The 15,565-nt window shown below is 70.7% G+C and carries 15 protein-coding genes and 1 tRNA gene; 4 read left to right on the top strand and 12 right to left on the bottom strand.

Annotated features, from left to right (window positions below; translation table 11 throughout):
- Positions 1–29 precede the first annotated feature (29 nt).
- Positions 30–1,013: an NOG1 family protein gene (locus C464_RS04780; protein ID WP_006112442.1), complete on the bottom strand. Its 984-nt coding sequence runs from the start codon at positions 1,011–1,013 to the stop codon at positions 30–32.
- Positions 1,014–1,206: 193 nt separating this feature from the next.
- On the opposite strand from C464_RS04780, the gene arcD reads away from it, so the two are divergent.
- From arcD to C464_RS04765, 3 genes are all read left to right on the top strand, one after another.
- Positions 1,207–2,673 carry an arginine/ornithine antiporter ArcD gene (arcD, locus tag C464_RS04775; protein ID WP_006112440.1) on the top strand — a complete coding sequence of 489 codons (1,467 nt, stop codon included), beginning with the start codon at positions 1,207–1,209 and terminating at the stop codon, positions 2,671–2,673.
- Positions 2,674–2,740: 67 nt separating this feature from the next.
- Complete coding sequence (locus C464_RS04770) at positions 2,741–3,280, top strand: DUF2240 family protein (protein WP_006112439.1); 540 nt, start codon at positions 2,741–2,743, stop codon at positions 3,278–3,280.
- Between the two features lies 1 nt (position 3,281).
- Entirely contained in the window at positions 3,282–3,695 is a 414-nt protein-coding gene (locus tag C464_RS04765) for a hypothetical protein (protein WP_006112438.1), read from the top strand.
- A gap of 66 nt (positions 3,696–3,761) precedes the next feature.
- On the opposite strand, the gene C464_RS04760 is transcribed toward C464_RS04765, so the two are convergent.
- The gene (locus C464_RS04760) at positions 3,762–5,669 is read right to left on the bottom strand and encodes a methyl-accepting chemotaxis protein (protein ID WP_006112437.1); all 1,908 of its coding nucleotides are present in this window, start codon (positions 5,667–5,669) and stop codon (positions 3,762–3,764) included.
- Positions 5,670–5,972: 303 nt separating this feature from the next.
- On the opposite strand from C464_RS04760, the gene C464_RS04755 reads away from it, so the two are divergent.
- Entirely contained in the window at positions 5,973–7,274 is a 1,302-nt protein-coding gene (locus C464_RS04755) for a DNA double-strand break repair nuclease NurA (protein ID WP_049910844.1), read from the top strand.
- A gap of 200 nt (positions 7,275–7,474) precedes the next feature.
- On the opposite strand, the gene C464_RS04750 is transcribed toward C464_RS04755, so the two are convergent.
- The 10 genes from C464_RS04750 to C464_RS04705 all read right to left on the bottom strand — a co-directional run bounded on the left by C464_RS04750 (position 7,475) and on the right by C464_RS04705 (position 15,410).
- Positions 7,475–8,209, bottom strand: a complete 735-nt coding sequence (locus C464_RS04750; protein WP_006112435.1) for a CPBP family intramembrane glutamic endopeptidase — start codon at positions 8,207–8,209, stop codon at positions 7,475–7,477.
- An 81-nt stretch (positions 8,210–8,290) separates the two neighbouring features.
- Entirely contained in the window at positions 8,291–9,577 is a 1,287-nt protein-coding gene (locus C464_RS04745; RefSeq protein WP_006112434.1) for a hypothetical protein, read from the bottom strand.
- Positions 9,578–9,662: 85 nt separating this feature from the next.
- Positions 9,663–10,763, bottom strand: a complete 1,101-nt coding sequence (locus tag C464_RS04740; RefSeq protein WP_006112433.1) for a DoxX family protein — start codon at positions 10,761–10,763, stop codon at positions 9,663–9,665.
- Between the two features lie 97 nt (positions 10,764–10,860).
- Positions 10,861–11,418: a class I SAM-dependent methyltransferase gene (locus tag C464_RS04735; RefSeq protein WP_006112432.1), complete on the bottom strand. Its 558-nt coding sequence runs from the start codon at positions 11,416–11,418 to the stop codon at positions 10,861–10,863.
- Positions 11,419–11,505: 87 nt separating this feature from the next.
- Entirely contained in the window at positions 11,506–12,648 is a 1,143-nt protein-coding gene (locus C464_RS04730; protein WP_006112431.1) for an aminotransferase class V-fold PLP-dependent enzyme, read from the bottom strand.
- A 41-nt stretch (positions 12,649–12,689) separates the two neighbouring features.
- Positions 12,690–13,031: a thioredoxin gene (gene trxA / locus C464_RS04725; protein WP_006112430.1), complete on the bottom strand. Its 342-nt coding sequence runs from the start codon at positions 13,029–13,031 to the stop codon at positions 12,690–12,692.
- A gap of 256 nt (positions 13,032–13,287) precedes the next feature.
- Positions 13,288–13,572 carry a translation initiation factor eIF-1A gene (locus tag C464_RS04720; protein ID WP_006112429.1) on the bottom strand — a complete coding sequence of 95 codons (285 nt, stop codon included), beginning with the start codon at positions 13,570–13,572 and terminating at the stop codon, positions 13,288–13,290.
- A gap of 99 nt (positions 13,573–13,671) precedes the next feature.
- Positions 13,672–14,358 (bottom strand): AAA family ATPase, encoded by a 687-nt coding sequence (locus C464_RS04715; protein WP_006112428.1) that lies wholly within the window; start codon positions 14,356–14,358, stop codon positions 13,672–13,674.
- Positions 14,359–14,442: 84 nt separating this feature from the next.
- A complete protein-coding gene (locus tag C464_RS04710; protein ID WP_006112426.1) occupies positions 14,443–15,225 on the bottom strand; it encodes a S1C family serine protease in 783 nt (260 codons plus the stop codon).
- Between the two features lie 110 nt (positions 15,226–15,335).
- A tRNA-Val gene (locus C464_RS04705) sits at positions 15,336–15,410 on the bottom strand.
- Positions 15,411–15,565 lie beyond the last annotated feature (155 nt).

Genomic DNA, 15,565 nt, shown 5'->3' with positions numbered 1-15,565 from the left:
GATTCGGGGTCGTCGAACGCGTCGACCGACTACTCCCCGTCGCGCGTGGGGAGGTCGGGCTCGTAGCCGACCGCGTCGACGGCCATGTCGAGGACCCCCTCGACGTTCTCGTCCTCCGTGACGCTCATCGTCGCGTCGACGGACTCCGCCCTGACGGCCTCGAAGCGGTCGTGTTTGTTCGCCACCGTGAGCAGCGGCACGGCCGCGCCGAACAGCTCGCGGGCCTCCTCGCGGAGTTCGAGCTGGACGTCGAGCGGGTAGCCGCAGTCGCCGGAGGGGTCGATCACGAATATCACGGCGTCCGCGAGGTGTTCGAGGGCGGTCACCGCCTGCCGCTCGATGTCGTTGCGCTCGTCCGCCGGGCGGTCCAAGAGCCCGGGCGTGTCCACGATCTGGTACCGGACGTGGTCGCGTTCGAAGTGGCCGATCTGGACGCCCTTCGTGGTGAACGGGTACTCCGCGATCTGGTTCGACGCGCGGGTGATCCGGTTGACGAACGACGACTTCCCGACGTTGGGGTAGCCGGCGACGACGACGGCCGGCTCGTCCGGCTGGACGTCCGGCAGCACCTTCAGCTGGTCCCGGGAGTCGCCGATGTAGCGCAGGTCGTCTTCGATCTGGTCCATGATGTCCGCCATGCGGGCGAACGCCTGCTTGCGGTGTTTCCGCGCCGTGTCGACGTCGGAGTTCCGGATCTTCGTCGTGTACTCGTCGCGGAGGTCCTCGATCTGGCGGCTCGCCCACATCACCTGTGAGAGCGCCTGTCGGAGGCGGTCGACGTCGACGAGCGCGTCCGCGAGCTCGTAGTAGAACGGGTCGACGTCGAAGCCGAAGTCGGGCCACGACGTGACGACGTTCTCCAAGTTGTCCGAGAGCACGTTGCCGGCGGTCCGTAACATCGACTCCTGCGCCTCGTGGCCGCGCTTCGCGCGGCCGGCCCGCGCCGCCCGCGAGAACGCCTTGTCGACGAGCTCCTCGGAGCGCGGAGTCGTCGGGAGGCCCTCAAATATCATGTTACACCGGCTTCGCCGCCGACGCGTATAAGAGCGTCCGTTCGCGGACTCCCGCGACACGGCGGCACACGGTCCGACGCGGCGACTGCCGCGGGAGCCGCCGAAGCCGCCGACCGCAACCGGCAAGATCTATCGGTATCTATCACACGCATATTCCGAGCCATACTTATGCTTCAAACGAATACAGCGGACAATGGCACGCTCGTTCACCCCGACGGCGTACGACGACCTGGACCCGGACCGCCGCCCGAGCCTCGCGGCGGCGCTGGTTCCGGTCCTCGCCGTCGTGGCGTTCCTCGGCATCGGCTCGGCCGTCCTCGGCCTCGACCCGCATCCGCCGCTCCTCTGGAGCATCGCCTTCGTCGGCGCGTTCGGTCTGTGGCTCGGTTACGACTGGGACGAGCTGTTCGACGGGATCGCGAACGGCCTCGTGATGGGGCTCCAGGCGATCCTCATCATCTTCACCATCTACGGGCTGATCGCGACGTGGGTCAGCGCCGGCACGATCCCCAGCATGATGTACTACGGGTTGGAGATCCTCTCGCCGACGACGTTCCTCCCCGCGGCCGCGGTCCTCGCGGCGATCGTCGCGTTCGCCATCGGCTCCTCGTGGACCACGGTCGGGACGCTCGGCGTCGCCTTCGTCGGCATCGGCACGGGACTCGGCGTCCCGGCACCGATGACGGTCGGCGCGGTCCTCTCGGGCGCGTACGCCGGCGACAAGCAGTCGCCGCTCTCCGACACCACGAACCTCGCCGCCGGCGTCACCAACACCGACCTGTACGCGCACATCCGCCGGATGCGGACCGGGACCGCCATCGCCTTCGGTCTCGCCGTCCTCGGGTTCGCCGCGCTCGGTCTCCGCACGAGCGGCGACATCCCGGCCGGCGAGATCGCGGCGATCCAGGGCGGCCTCACCGAGACCTACGCGATCACCGTCGTCGCCTTCGTCCCGCTCGTCGTCACCTTCGGCTTGGCGCTGCGCGGGTACGCCGCGCTCCCGACCCTCGTCGCCGGCGTCTTCGCCGGCGCGTTCACGACGATCCTCCTCCAGGGGGCCGGCTTCGTCGCCGCGTGGGAGACGTTCATGTACGGCACCGCGCCTGAATCGGCCTCGGCGACCGTGAACGAGCTCCTCGCGACCGGCGGACTCACCGGCTCCGCGTGGACGATCACGGTCGTCGTCGCCGCGCTGTCGCTCGGCGGCATCTTGGAACGGACCGGCGTCCTCGCGGTGATCGCCCACGCGTTCACCTCGTCCGTGCGGAGTCCGGGCGCGCTCGTCGCCGGAACCGGTATCTCCGCCGTCTTCATCAACGCTCTCACGGCCCAACAGTACATGAGCATCGTCCTGCCCGGCGTCACGCTCCGGAACACCTACGACGAGTTCGGCCTCGACACCGACCAGCTCTCCCGCGCGGTCGAGGCCGCCGGGACGCCGACCGGTGCCCTGATGCCGTGGCACGCGGGTGCCGTCTTCATGTCGACCGCCACCGGCGTGCCGACCATCGAGTACGCGCCGTACTACCTGTTCGCGTTCCTCTCGCCGTTCGTGCTGTTCGTCATGGCCGGGACCGGCCTCACGATCGACGTGAACCCGGCCTCGGCCGACGCCGACCCGGCGGAGACCGCCGCCACGACCCCCGGCGGCGACGACTGATCCTCGAGACCACCCGGTCGCCCCCGCGTTCGACACGTTTACGCGCCCGCCGATCCGTCCGTTTCACATGAGTCTGGAGGTCGCCGTCGCCGCCCCGTTCAAGACCCGAGCCCAGGACCGGCTCGGACAGGGGGAGTTCGTCGTCGCGCTGTCGTTAGAGCGGGAGTGGTTCTCCCCCGATCAGGCGAAGCGGCTCGTCGACGTCGCGGTGGGGCGCGGCCTGCTCGCGTCCGAGGACGGGGACCTCCTCCTCCAGTTCGACCCGGCCGAGGTGACCGTCCCCGAGGGCTTCGTCCCCGACGAGTCGGTCCTCCGGGAGCAGTCGACGTTCGAGAGCGCGCTCGACGCCATCGTCGCCGCGGGCGTCGAGAAGCAGCGCGCGGTCGCCGCGATCAACGAGCGCCAGCGCGCGCTGGCGATAACCATCGAGGCGGCCGCGGTCCTCTACGCCCGCGAGCAGGGGGCCGCGGTCGACCGCCTCGCCGCCGACGTGCGCGAGGAGCTCGCCGCGGCGACCGTCGACGGAGGCGATCCGGCCGACGACGGGACCGATCCGGCCGACGACGGGAGCGATCTGCCCGACGCCGACGACCCGGAGGTGGCGTGAGATGGTGACGGACCGCCTCACCGACGGCGTCAGGCTCGCGCAGCTGCTCGCCTCCGAGGTGACCGGCAACGAGAGCCGCCTCCGCGGGCTGACCGTCGTCGACGCCGACCGCGACGTCGAGCCCACGGCCGACGGCGCGCTGGCGTACCGGATCGCCCGCGAGCGCGACGACTCGGACGACGGGAACGAGCGCGGCGACCCCGTCGCCGAGGTGTACGTCCAGCCGGACCGCGTCCGGATCGAGGCGACGGTCGCCGCGGACGCGGCCGCGACGGCGGCGAGGGACGCTGACCTCCGCGCCCGCCCGAAGGCGACGCGCCCGCCCCGGACGCTGGTGTTCGTGGAGGACGGCGCGCAGGTGAAGCGCGCGCTCGCGGTCCTCGAAGCGGTCCGGCGCGGACCGCAGAGCGAGTGACGCGCCGAGCCGCGCCGCGGCGCTCGACGCGCGTACCGATCTGAAAAAGTCCTCCGGCGGTCGCGACTACTCGGGCTGCCCGCCGTCGCCGACCGCGACGTTCGGTCCGGGCGAGCCGTCCGGGTCGACCCCCTCGCCGGAGACATCGAAGTCGCGCACGAGCGCGCCGAGCCGCTCCGCCTGCTTCGCGAGCGAGCCGGCCTCCGTCGTCGCCGCGTTCATCGCGGTCAGCTGCTCGTCCGCGGCCTCGGCGACCGCGTCGGCCTCGTCGGCCGTCGACCCGCTGATGTCCGCGACCTCCTCGGCCATCGAGACGGTCTCCTCCGTGCTGGCCGCCTGGTCGTCGGTCGCTCGGCTGATCTCGCGGATCCCCTCGCCGGCCTCCGCGGCGTTGTCGGACACCCGCGCGAACGCGTCCGCGGCGTCGTCGACGGCGTCCGCGCCCGCGGCGATGTTCTCCTCGGCGCTCCGGACCGCCTTCACCGTCCCGTCGGTCTGCGACTGCGTCGCGCCGATGAGCTCCTCGATCTCAGTGGCGGCGTCTTGGGTCTCCTCGGCGAGCTGTTTCACCTCGTCGGCGACGACCGCGAAGCCGTCGCTCCCGCCGCCGCTCCCGCCCGCGCGGGCGGCCTCGATGTTCGCGTTGAGCGCGAGCAGGTTCGTCTGCTCGGCGATGTCGCCGATGAGGTCGACGATCTCGCCGATGTCCTCCATCCGCTCGTCGAGCTCTTGGACGGTCCCCGCGGCGGAGTCGAGCGCCTCGCGGGACTCCTCGACGCGCTCGATCGCGGCGTCGGCGGTCTCCTCCCCCTCGTCGGCGATGTCGGCGGTCTGTTCCGCGACCTCGACGACGGTCTGCGTCGAGGAGGCCACCTCCTCGATGGTGGCCGAGAGGTCGTTCATCTCGTCGGACACCTGTCGGAGCATCTCGCGCTGCTCGTCCGCGCCCTCGGCGATCTCGCCGACCGACTGGCTCACGGCCTCGCTCCGGTCGGCCGCGGTCTCGACGCCGTCGACCGTGTTCTCGCTCGCGGCCGACACCTGCTGGGCGAACGACCGGACCTCGCCCATCGCGTCGTCGATGTCGTCCATCATGCCGTTGAACGCCGCGCCGATCTGCGCCATCGCCTCGCTCTCGCTCTCGGCGTCGAGCCGAACGGTCAGGTCGCCGTCGGCGGCCCGGTTCATCGCGGCGCTGTAGTCGTCCGCCTTCGTCTCGAGGTGGCTGTTCAGCCGCTCGACCTCCTCGCGGCGCTCCTCGACCTCCGCCTTCGCCGCCTCGACGTCCTGTATCTCCGACTGCTTCTGCTCCGCCAGCGCGAGCTGCTCGCGCGCCGCCTCGCGAGACTTCTCGATCGAGTACCAGTTGACCATCAGCGCGCCGACGAGCGCGAGGACGAAGAACGCGTGAATGCCGCCCCAGATCACCGGGTTCTCGATCGCCGCGGCGTGGTTGTAGACGAGGCTCGAGTCGATGAGGCTGAACGCGCCGTGGCCGACCGCCACGTACCCGACGCCGACGGCGAACGGGAGCCAGTCCTCGTACAGCGCGAGCACGCCCACGAACACGAAGAAGCTGAAGTGCGCCTCGATGTACCCGCCCGACAGCTTCACCAACGCCATCGAGACGGTCATGAGGCTGAACGCCGCGAGCACCGTCCGCTGGCGGCGGGCGAGCCGCGACCAGCTCGCCAGCGCGCCCGTGGCGAGGATGACGGCGACGAACGCGCCGAGCATCCACAGCGGGGTCGCCGGAATCTCCGCGCCCGTGATCGATTCGGTCCCGCTGTACAGCCCCATCGCGACGAGGAACGGCACCTGGACCGCGATGGCTATCAGGATGTTCCGGTGCCGCGGGTTCCACATCTCTTCCGGCATCGAGGTGCCGTCCGGGATGTAGCGGATCACGTCCCGCACGCTCTCCGCCAGCCCGCCCGATCCCCCCGAGTCTCTCTCGGTCACAGTCTCTGCCATACCCGCTGATTGTGGTATGGCTTAAAAGCACGTCGCCTCCGAGTATTATCCGTGATACCGTCGTTTAGCGACCCCTTGACGTGATAATAACTCGAACGACGCTTCACCGGTCGCCTTCCCTAACCAGTCGATTTTGCTGCTTCTTCGATGGAAATCGAACACGTTCGTCGATCCGGCCGCTCCGACCCGGCGAACCGCTGGCCGCCGACTGGCGGCACCAGCGAGCGCGCGGCACCGTCGACCGGTGACACCAGCGAGCGCGCGGCCGACGACTTTTATATCCGTCCGGTCCGCCCTACGGTCGTGACGCTCGATCCGATCCACGTCGAGAACATCGCCCAGCTCGCGTACGGCATCGGCGGCGACGTGGACGCGACGGACCACGACGACCTCGCCGAGCGCGTCTGGCGGGAGTGGCTCCCCGAACTGCGCCGCGACGGCCGAGTCGTGCTCGAAGCGCTCGGCGACCACGAGCGCCGCCGGGCCGCCATCGACGACGTGGCGCTCGCGGAGCGCCCGTTCGAGACGGTCCACGGCCTCGACTCGGGGACGATCAACCCCACGACGTTTAAGAACGGCCTCGTCGTCGACGTCGCGCACGCGGCGATGGCGAGCTCGCCGACCGACCTCGACCTCCACCGCGACCGGACCATCGTCGCCACGGTCCACGCGGGCGACTCGACCGCGGGCTTCGATAGCGAGTGGACCCGCCGCGACGAGGGCCACACCAAACAGCGCGTGCTCCACGTCCCGCGGGTGAACCGCTACGCGGAGCGGGTCGTCCACGCGCTCGCCTTGTACCTCGCCGAGGGGACCCACGCGCTCGACCACGCCGACCGCGTCGACGACCTCCTCGTCCTCGACGGGCCCGTCTACCCGAAGGAGCTGTTCACGTGGGCCGACCGCGACCCGGAACTCGGCGCGCTCGCCCGCGAGGCGAAACCCCGAGCGGTCGTCGAGAAGTACGTCCGGCTCGTCGAGCGGTTCGTCGAGCGCGACGTGCCGCTGGCCGGGTTCGTCAAGAACCCCGCGAGCGCGACCGCGACCCGCGCGCTCTCCCGTGCCGGCGTCGAGTCGCCGTGGCCCGACGACACCGCGCTGTTCACGCGGCTGTTGGAGCGGCGCGAGTCGGACGGCCCGGGAGTCGCCGGCGGCGCGACCGCCGACCGCGACGGCGATCCCGGCGACCGCGGCGCGCGCCTCGACGGCGACCTCACGTTCACCACGTGGTTCCGGAGCCGGGGCGGCGCGGACGCGCCGATGGCCGCCGACGGCGACGCGCTGGGCGTCGACCGCGAGCTCGACCCCGAGCTGTACGAGCCGACGTTCATGGTCGTCTACGACCCGCGGACCGACGTGACGTACAAGCTGGAGGCACCCTACGCCTTCACCCGCGACGCGGCGACCCGCGACCGGCTCACCCGGCAGGTGATCGCGGAGGTGGCGGCGACCCGCGGCCCGCCGGAACCGGTCTCGAAGGCGGACGAGCTGGCGCGCATCTCCGCCAGCGAGAAGGCGGCGCTCCGGCGGAAGTTCGAGGAGCGACTCGGCAGCGACCAGCAGGCGACCTACGACGACCTCAGGTGGGGGAAGGAGACGTACTGATCCGCGGCTGGTTGTTTATAACTATCTCTCGGTGACCCTGCGGAGAACACCGCTGCCGTCTCAGTTGTTCGGTTATAAATCGTTGACTCCGGATCCGCGCAGAACAGTTCCAAAGCCCCGGCCGCGAGGCGGCCTCGCAGGCACGCGCCACCGCAAAGCCGTGTGAGAACCAACTGTCCGCAGAACGGCCTCGGCCTCTCTCACAGAGCCTGTGACAGCAGGACCGCGTAGGTGATCGCGTTGTAGATGCCGTGGACCAGCCCCGGCACCACCACGTTGTCCGTCCACTCGTAGAGCGCGCCGAGGACCGACCCGAGGACGACGACGACGCCGACGTACGCCCACTGCTCGACCATCGTCCCCGAGACCGAGGGGAGGTGGATCAGCCCGAACGCGAGGCTCGCGATGAGCACCGCGGGGACCGCGTCGAACGCGCGCCGGACGCCGCCCTGAACGACGCCGCGGAACAGCAGCTCCTCGACCGGACCGACCACCGCGAGCGACACCGCGATCATCGCGAGGTAGTAGGTCACCGGGTCGCCGGAGGGGACGACCGCCTGGTTCTGCCCGGTCGAGAGCCCGACCTGATCGAGCGCGAAGAGGGCGCCGTACTGGAACGCGAAGAGGACGACGCCGCCCCCGACGATGATCGCCGCCTCTCGGGCGTCCGGCCGGGAGGCGCGGGCGAGCCCCCACTCGCCGGTGATCGCGAGGTAGCCGACGGCGGCGAGCGCGAACCCGGCGAACTGGAGCAGCGTCCGGAGCAGCCGGTAGCCGGTCGTGCCCTCCGACACTAAGCCGAGAGAGGCGGCGAGGTCCGCGCCCGGGGCGGTGATCGCGCTGGCGACGAGGAGGGCGAACACGATCGCGAACAGCGCGCTCGCGACGCGGAACAGCCGCTCGCCGACCGCGCTCGCGAGGGGGTCGTCGCTCATCGTCGGCGGTACGGCTCGCGGGGGTTTAGACGCACCGGAAGGGGTCGGCGACCGTCCGGGCTCGACCGCGCGGGGCGGGGCTCAGTCGATCCGGAGCTCCCGCTTCTCCGCGACCGCCTCGGCCTCCGCGAAGTCGCCGCCGCCCAGGAGTCCGCGAGCCGCCTTCTTCCCCCACTCGACGGCGGGCTGCGTGAACGTCGAGACGCTCGCGAGCTCGCCGTACAGCACGCAGGCCGCCTCCATGCCGAACAGGAGCTCGCCGAGCGCCCGCTCGTCGACGCGGTCGATCTCGACGCGCACGTTGGGGACGCCGGCCGCCGCGAGGCTCGCCTCCGTCGCCTCGAACTCGGCGTCGAGCAGCCCGCCCAGCGACGAGCCGCCGAGGTACGCCAGGCCGTCGAGGTCCGTCTGCGGAATCGACACGTCGGCGCGCTCCGTCGGGCGGACGAGCGTCACCAGCTTGTCCGGCGGGCCGGCGCGGTACAGTTGGAGCTGGGAGTGCTGGTCGGTCGCACCGAGCGCGCGCGCCGGGGTCTGTCCGAGGCCGTCCTTCCCGAGGCTCTCGGCCCACAGCTGGGCGAACCACTCCGCGAACGTCTCCAGCGACTCCGCGTACGGCATCACGGCGTTGGTGAGCGCGCCGCGCTCCGCGAGCGCGTACGTCGCCGCCCCGTAGGCGTACGCGGGCGACTCGTACAGCGACCCGGCGAGCGCGTCCATCCCGTCCCGGCCGCCCGCGAGGACGGCCTCGACGTCGTGGCCCTGAAGCGCGGCGACCGCGAGTCCGACCGTCGACAGCGCCGAGAACCGCCCGGGGACGCCGTCGGGGACCGGGAGCGACGGGAGGTCGTGGCGGTCGGCCAGCTCGCGGAGGTTCCCTTCCTCGCCCGTGGTGACGAGGGTGCGCTCGGTCCAGTCGACGCCCGCGTCGGTCATCGCCTCGCGCACGACGAGGAAGTTCGCGAGCGTCTCCGCGGTCGTCCCCGACTTCGAAACCACGTTGACGACGGTTTCGCCGAGCGGGAGGTCGGCGAGCAGCGCCCGGGCGTCGTCGGGGTCGACGTTGTCGAGGACGTACGCGTCGACGTCGCTCTCTAAGGCGTTCGACAGCGTCGCCGCGCCGAGCGCGCTGCCGCCGATCCCGACGGTCAGGACCGCCTCGGGGCGGTCGAACCCGTCGACCGCGGCGCGGATCGCGTCCGGGTCCGCGGTCTCGGGCAGGGTGAGGGCGGCGTACCCGAACTCGTCGTCGGCCATCCCGGCCGCGATCCGGTCGTGCGCGGCCGCGACGCGGTCGTCGAGCCCGTCCAGCGTCTCCGTCGTGAGCCCCGGGGTCGTCTCCAGGGCGTTGCCGAGGTCCACTCGCATACCTCCATCACCGCGCGAGAGTCACTTAAAAACCGCCGGCGGGGCGGGGTCGGCGGCCCGCCGACCGCAGTCGCGGTCGCCGCCGTCAGTCGGCCGCGACCGCCGACTCCTCGTCGCCGAGCGCGGGGCGGCCGAACCAGTAGTCGAACGCGAGCGGCCCGGAGCCGAGCGTGAACACCGCCGACGCCATGCCGAACAGCGCGACGTGCGCGAGGACCGGGTCGTCCGGGAGCCCGAACAGCGTCGTCGTGAACAGCACGAACGAGAGCGCGGCCGCGCCGCGGGTGAAGAACCCGGCGATCAGCGCGATCCCGACGGCGATCTCGGTCACCCCAGCGCCGACGACCCACAGGCCGGGGTCGACCGGGACGACCGACGTGAGGTCGTACTTCTCGACCACTTGGAGCGCACTGGCGGGGTCGGCCAGCTTCTGGATGAGACCGAGGTAGACGAACGAGACGCCCATCCCGACCCGGAGCACCGTCGGGACGTAGCGCCGCAGCGGGGCGGTCGTCCGGTCGAGGAACGACTTCAGGTACTGGACGGGGTCGACCCGGCCGTAGTAGGACCCGGGCGTGCTCGCGACCGCAAGCAGCATGTCGTCGGCGCTCGGGCGGCCGCCGCCGAGGATCAGCAGCGCGAGGAACACCGGGACGTACTCCACGGCGAGGAAGACGAGGCTGTCGACCGCGAAGAACACCCAGGCGTACGTCAGCAGGCCGACCGCCGCGGTGATCCGCGTCGCCAGCCCGAACAGCAGGAGGAAGCCGAGCCCGATGAACAGCACCCGGAGGAACGGGCTCGCCGCGGTGTCGAACGCGAGCGTCGGCGCGAAGAAGTACCCTTGGAAGCCGGCTCCGACGAGGGGAAGCCCGACGGCGAGGCGCAGCATCCACGGAACGAGGTCGCCGTAGCCGGCGAGCTTCTCGCGGAGGACGACGATGTCGACGATGGTGGGACGCACCCAGAGGTACACCGCCAGTCCGGCGAGCGCGAGGATCCCGGACCCCGCGAACAGCGCCGCGTTGAACGGCTCGGAGAGCACCTCAGCGGTGAACGCCACCGCGTCGAGCGGGTCACCGGAGTCCTCGGTGACGTAGTCGACGTGGGCCGCGGCCGGTCGCGCGACGAGCGTCGCGAACAGGGCGAGCGCGGCGACGACGGTCGGTCGAACACGGACGGACATACCGATCCTACGAGCCGCACACACCTAACGCTATTTCTTCACGAACGTTCGCCTCCGACTCTGAGGCGGTCGTTTCGCGGTTTCGAATGCCGGCCGACTACGGCGCTCTCGCGACGACGCCGAACGTCTCGGTGCGGGTCGCGGCCGAGACGACCTCGAACCCCGCCGCCTCGAACGCCGCGGCCGCCGCTTCGGCCGAGAACCGCTCGTCGACCGGCGGTCCGTGTTCGCCCGCGCCGTCGCCGCTCCAGTCGAACGTCGCGACGACGCCGCCCGACCGCACGACGCGGGCGAGCTCCGCCAGCGCCGCGTCGCTCGCGAACTCGTGGTACGTCATCGTGGAGAGGGCCCCGTCGAGCTCGCCGTCCGCGAACGGGAGGTCCGAGACGTCGCTCGCGACGAGTTCGACGTTCTCCGGGACGCCCTTCTCGCGGTAGTACTCGTGCATCTCGGACTGGACGTCGACGCCGTAGACGGTCTCGACGTGCGGTGCCACGTCGTCGGTGTAAAACCCAGTTCCGCTGCCGAGGTCGGCGACGACCGCGGCGTCGGCCTCGACCAGCGGTCCGATCAGCTCTTCGGCGGACACCCAGCGATAGCGCCCGGGTCGCTCCAGTCCGTCGGCCTGGTCGGCGTCGAAGGTGTGGAATCCCATGCGCGGTCTTGCGCGTCGAGCGCTAAAACGCGTCCGGTCGAGCGGCGTCCGCCGCCGAGCCGGGACCGGGAGACCGCGCGCCGCGGCTCACCACTCCGGCTCCAACGCGTCGAGGAGGCGGTCGATCTCCGCCTCCGTCGAGACGGCGTGGACCGACACGCGGACCCCGTCCGGGTGCGGCAGCGACCGGACGACGATGTCGTCGGCCGCGAGCCGCTCGACGGTCGCCTCGGGGTCGTCGACGTCGACCGTTACGAGTCCCGACTCGTGGGACCGCGGGCTGAGGAGCCGCCCCTCGGGGACGCCCGCCTTCAGCCGGTCGGTGAGCGACGCGATCCGGGACTCGATCGCGTCGACGCCGACGGCGTCGATCGCATCGAGCGCCTCGGCGAGGCCGACGTGCGCGGCCGCGGTCGTCGTCCCGACCTCGAACCGCCCCGCGGCGGGTTTGAACGCGATCTCGTCGCCGGTCGGGTCCGCGACGCTCCGGTAGCCGACCACGCGCGGCTCGAGGCCCTCCGCGGCGTCGCGGTCGACGTAGAGGAAGCCGGCCCCCCACGGGCCGAGCGTCCACTTGTGGCCGGCCGCCGCGACCGCGTCGGCCCCCCACTCGTCCACGTCCATCGGCATCTGTCCGGGCGACTGGACCGCGTCGACGAGGGTGAACGCGCCGGCGTCGTTCGCGACCTCGACGAGGTCGGCGACGGGGAGGCGGGTGCCGTGCGTCCAGGTGATCGCGCTGAAGCAGACGAGCCGGGCGTCCGCGACCGCCTCGGCGTACTCGTCGCGGTCGAGGCGGCCGTCCTCCGTCTCGAGGACGCGCACCTCGACCCCCTCGCGTTCGAGGCGCTTCCACGGGAGGACGCCGGCCGGGTGTTCGAGGTCGGTCCGGACGACCACGTCGCCCGGCTCCCAGTCGATCGCGCCGGCGACGCGGTTGATCCCGTCGGTCGTGCTCTCGGTCAGCGCGATCTCCGCGGGCTCCGCGCCGACGAACGCCGCGATCCGTTCGCGCACCCGGTCGTACGTCTCGAAGGCGTGTCCGTACGGGTCGGTCGTCGCGGAGCCGAACTCATGCTCCTCGATGAACGACGCGGCCGCTTCGACGACGTACTCGGGGCTCGGCCCGTGGGCGCCGAAATTGAAGTACGCCGCGTCGCCGAGGGCGGGGACGTCCGCGCGGAGCTCTCTCGGGGTCATACCGTCGGCGTCGAGTTGGATCGTTCTCATGGTGTCGGTTTCCGCGAGGACCGCGGGTCGCGCCTCCCGGTTCAGGCGTCGGCGTCGGCGACCGCGTCCGTCAGTGCCTGCTCGGTCTGTGCGCCGACCATCCGCTCGACCGGCTCGCCGTCGGCGAACACGAGCAGCGTCGGGATCCCTTGGACGCCGTACTCGCCGGCGAGCCCCTGGTGAACGTCGACGTCGACCTTCAACACCGCCGCGTCGGTGTCGTTCGCGACCGCCTCGACGGCCGGCTCCATCATCTGACACGGGCCGCACCAGTCGGCGTAGAAGTCGACGAGGACCACGTCGTGGTCCGCGACGTGCGCGTCGAACGCGTCGGTGTCGGCCAGCTGAATCGGCTCTGCCGGGGCGGCTTCTGTCGAACTCATACTACCGGGTATGCGCCTCGCCGTAATAACGGTTTTGGATAGATAACACAATACCACGCCAGATCGGAACGGCGCAGTTCGGGCGGCCGGGCCGCGATGCGGGCCGGTGTGGCCGCGCTCGGCGTTCGGATCTCTCCGGCGCTCGATCTCCGCGGCGTTCGGCCGAGCGAAGGCTCGTCGGGGTTCGCGTCCGAAAGAGAGAGAAGAGACGGTTCGCAGGCGGCCGACGGCGGCGTCGACCGCGTGTCCGGTCCGACTACTGGATGTGGCCTTCGCGGCGGAGCTGGTCGGCGTCCTCGTCCGAGTACCGCCACTCGACGTTCGCCTTCTCGTCCTGCCAATCCCACGGTTCGGCGAGGACGACGTCGCCCTCGCTGATCCACGTCCGGTACTTCATTCGGCCGGGGATCCGACCGAGTCGCTCTTCGCCGTCGGCGCAGCGCAGCTGAACGTGGTTGCCGCCGAGGTGTTCCGTCACCACGGCGAACACTTCGTCGTCGTTGGGCATGCGGAGGTTCTTCCGCCCGGATTCTTCGCTCATACAACCCGTAGTGCGCTCGCCCGTATAAGTGATGGGAGACGCGTGTGTGCCCCCGTCACGAGACGTGTTCGCACGGCACTAAGCCGGGGCCGACGGCGCTCACTCCGCGTCGGTGACCGCGGTAGAGCGGTCGCCGCGACTGTCGGACCCCTCCTCGCTCGCCGCCGGCCCGCCGAACGCCGCGTCGACCTGCGCGAACGTCTCCGCCTCCGTGCCGGAGTTGTCGACGAGGACGCGGTCCGTCTCGACGTCGTCGAACAGCTCCTTGAAGTGGAGGTGGATCTCGAAGTCGGCGTCGCTGATCCCGTCCCGGCGCTCGATCCGGCGCTCGACGACCGCCTCGTCGCAGGCCACCTCGACGAGGTCGAACTCGGCCGCGGCCGCCGCGGCCGCCTCGCGGGCGTCAGTCCGGAACCGAGCGTCCGCGAACGTCGCGTCGAGGACGACCGCCTCCCCGTCGGCGACGTCCTCGCGGGCGCGCGCGAGAAGCTCCGCGTAGACGGCCTCCGTCTCGTCGTCGGTGTACTCGGGGTCGTCGAACAGCTCCTTGCGTATCACGTCCGTCCGGCGGACCCGCCCGTCGACGTGGGCGGCGATCCGCTCGGCGACGGTGGTCTTGCCGACGCCGGGGAGCCCGCAGACGACGACCAGTCGCCCGGTCGTCGCCCCCTCGTCGTCGACCGCGGCGGACGAAGTCTGCGGCTCCGGAGCGAGCGCATCCGCCGCGTCACCGTTCGAAGTCGGCGATTCGCCCCGGTCCCGCGATCGACCGCCTCGGTCACTCATCTAGCCGTAATCTCCCGAGTGAGGTAAAAGAAACTTCGCATCGGCAACCCCGACCGACGGCGCACGGACGCGTTTCTTGTCGGGTTAGAACTCCTCGACGTACCGCCTGACGACCGAGGTGTCGTCGTGGGTCGTCCACTCGTAGTCGGTGAACTCCTCGTGGACCGTGAGGTCGACCGGCTCCGGCCGCGTCGAGCCGAGTCGGTCGCGGGGCACGGCACCGGTCGTGATCCCGACGACGTCGCCGTCGAGCGTAAGCAGCGGACCGCCGCTGTTGCCGCTGAGGGTGGGAACTGAGGTGAGCAGCGTCTCCCCGTTCCCGGGCTCGACGTACCGCCCGATCGACACCACCCAGTTGCCGATCGCGAACGGATGGCCGACCTGAACGAGCGGCTGCCCCACTTCGACCGAGTCCGACTCGCCGAGAGAGAGCCGGTTCGCCGGCGAAACATCGGTTTCGAGGACGGCCACGTCGTGATACGGGTCATTCCGGTAGTCCGACGTGCCGACGAGTTCGGGTTCGAACTTCTCGCCGTCCATCGGCCACGCCTCGAACGAATCGCTGCCGGCGACGACGTGGCTGTTCGTGACGAGCCTCCCGTCGTCGAGGAACCACGCCGTCCCGCCCTGTCCGCTCTCGCCCCTGATCACCGCGACCGCCGCTCGGGCCGCCTCTCCCACCGATCTGGCCCGGTCCAGCTTCGCGTCCGAGAAATCTCCGAGTTCCGGCGGCTCGGCGCTCGGCGCGCTCCCATCGACCGCCCGTCGGGCGACGTCTTCCGGTATCGCCCCGCTACAACCGGCCACGCCCGTGACGAGTCCGGTCGCCCCGATCTTGACGACGTCCCTCCGGGTTCGATCCGTCATGATACGATACTATCAGCTGCTCGCATATAGGTTGGTACCCGCCGTGGATTGAACCCGAATTCGCTAGAACAGAATCAGCTCGGCGTCGTACGGTTTCGGTCGCAGGAAAGTGGGTTGGGGCAGATTTGAACTGCCGGCCTCCTCCATGTCAAGGAGGTGTCATAACCGGACTAGACTACCAACCCGCAGGGGCTTACTGACGCATCTCGTTGTTTCCGTGGGACGTAATTGAACCTTTCGTTTCGCGCCGCCGGTAGCGTTGCGATAAGGAATGAGGCGGTCAAAAGATCGAGTGCTCTATGCTCAACTTCGACCGCCTCAGCGGCGATAGCAGTTGTAT

Source organism: Halorubrum coriense DSM 10284 (genome assembly GCF_000337035.1).
In the GTDB taxonomy this organism is placed as follows: Archaea; Halobacteriota; Halobacteria; order Halobacteriales; family Haloferacaceae; genus Halorubrum; species Halorubrum coriense.
This window is presented reverse-complemented; position numbering and strand designations above follow the sequence as displayed.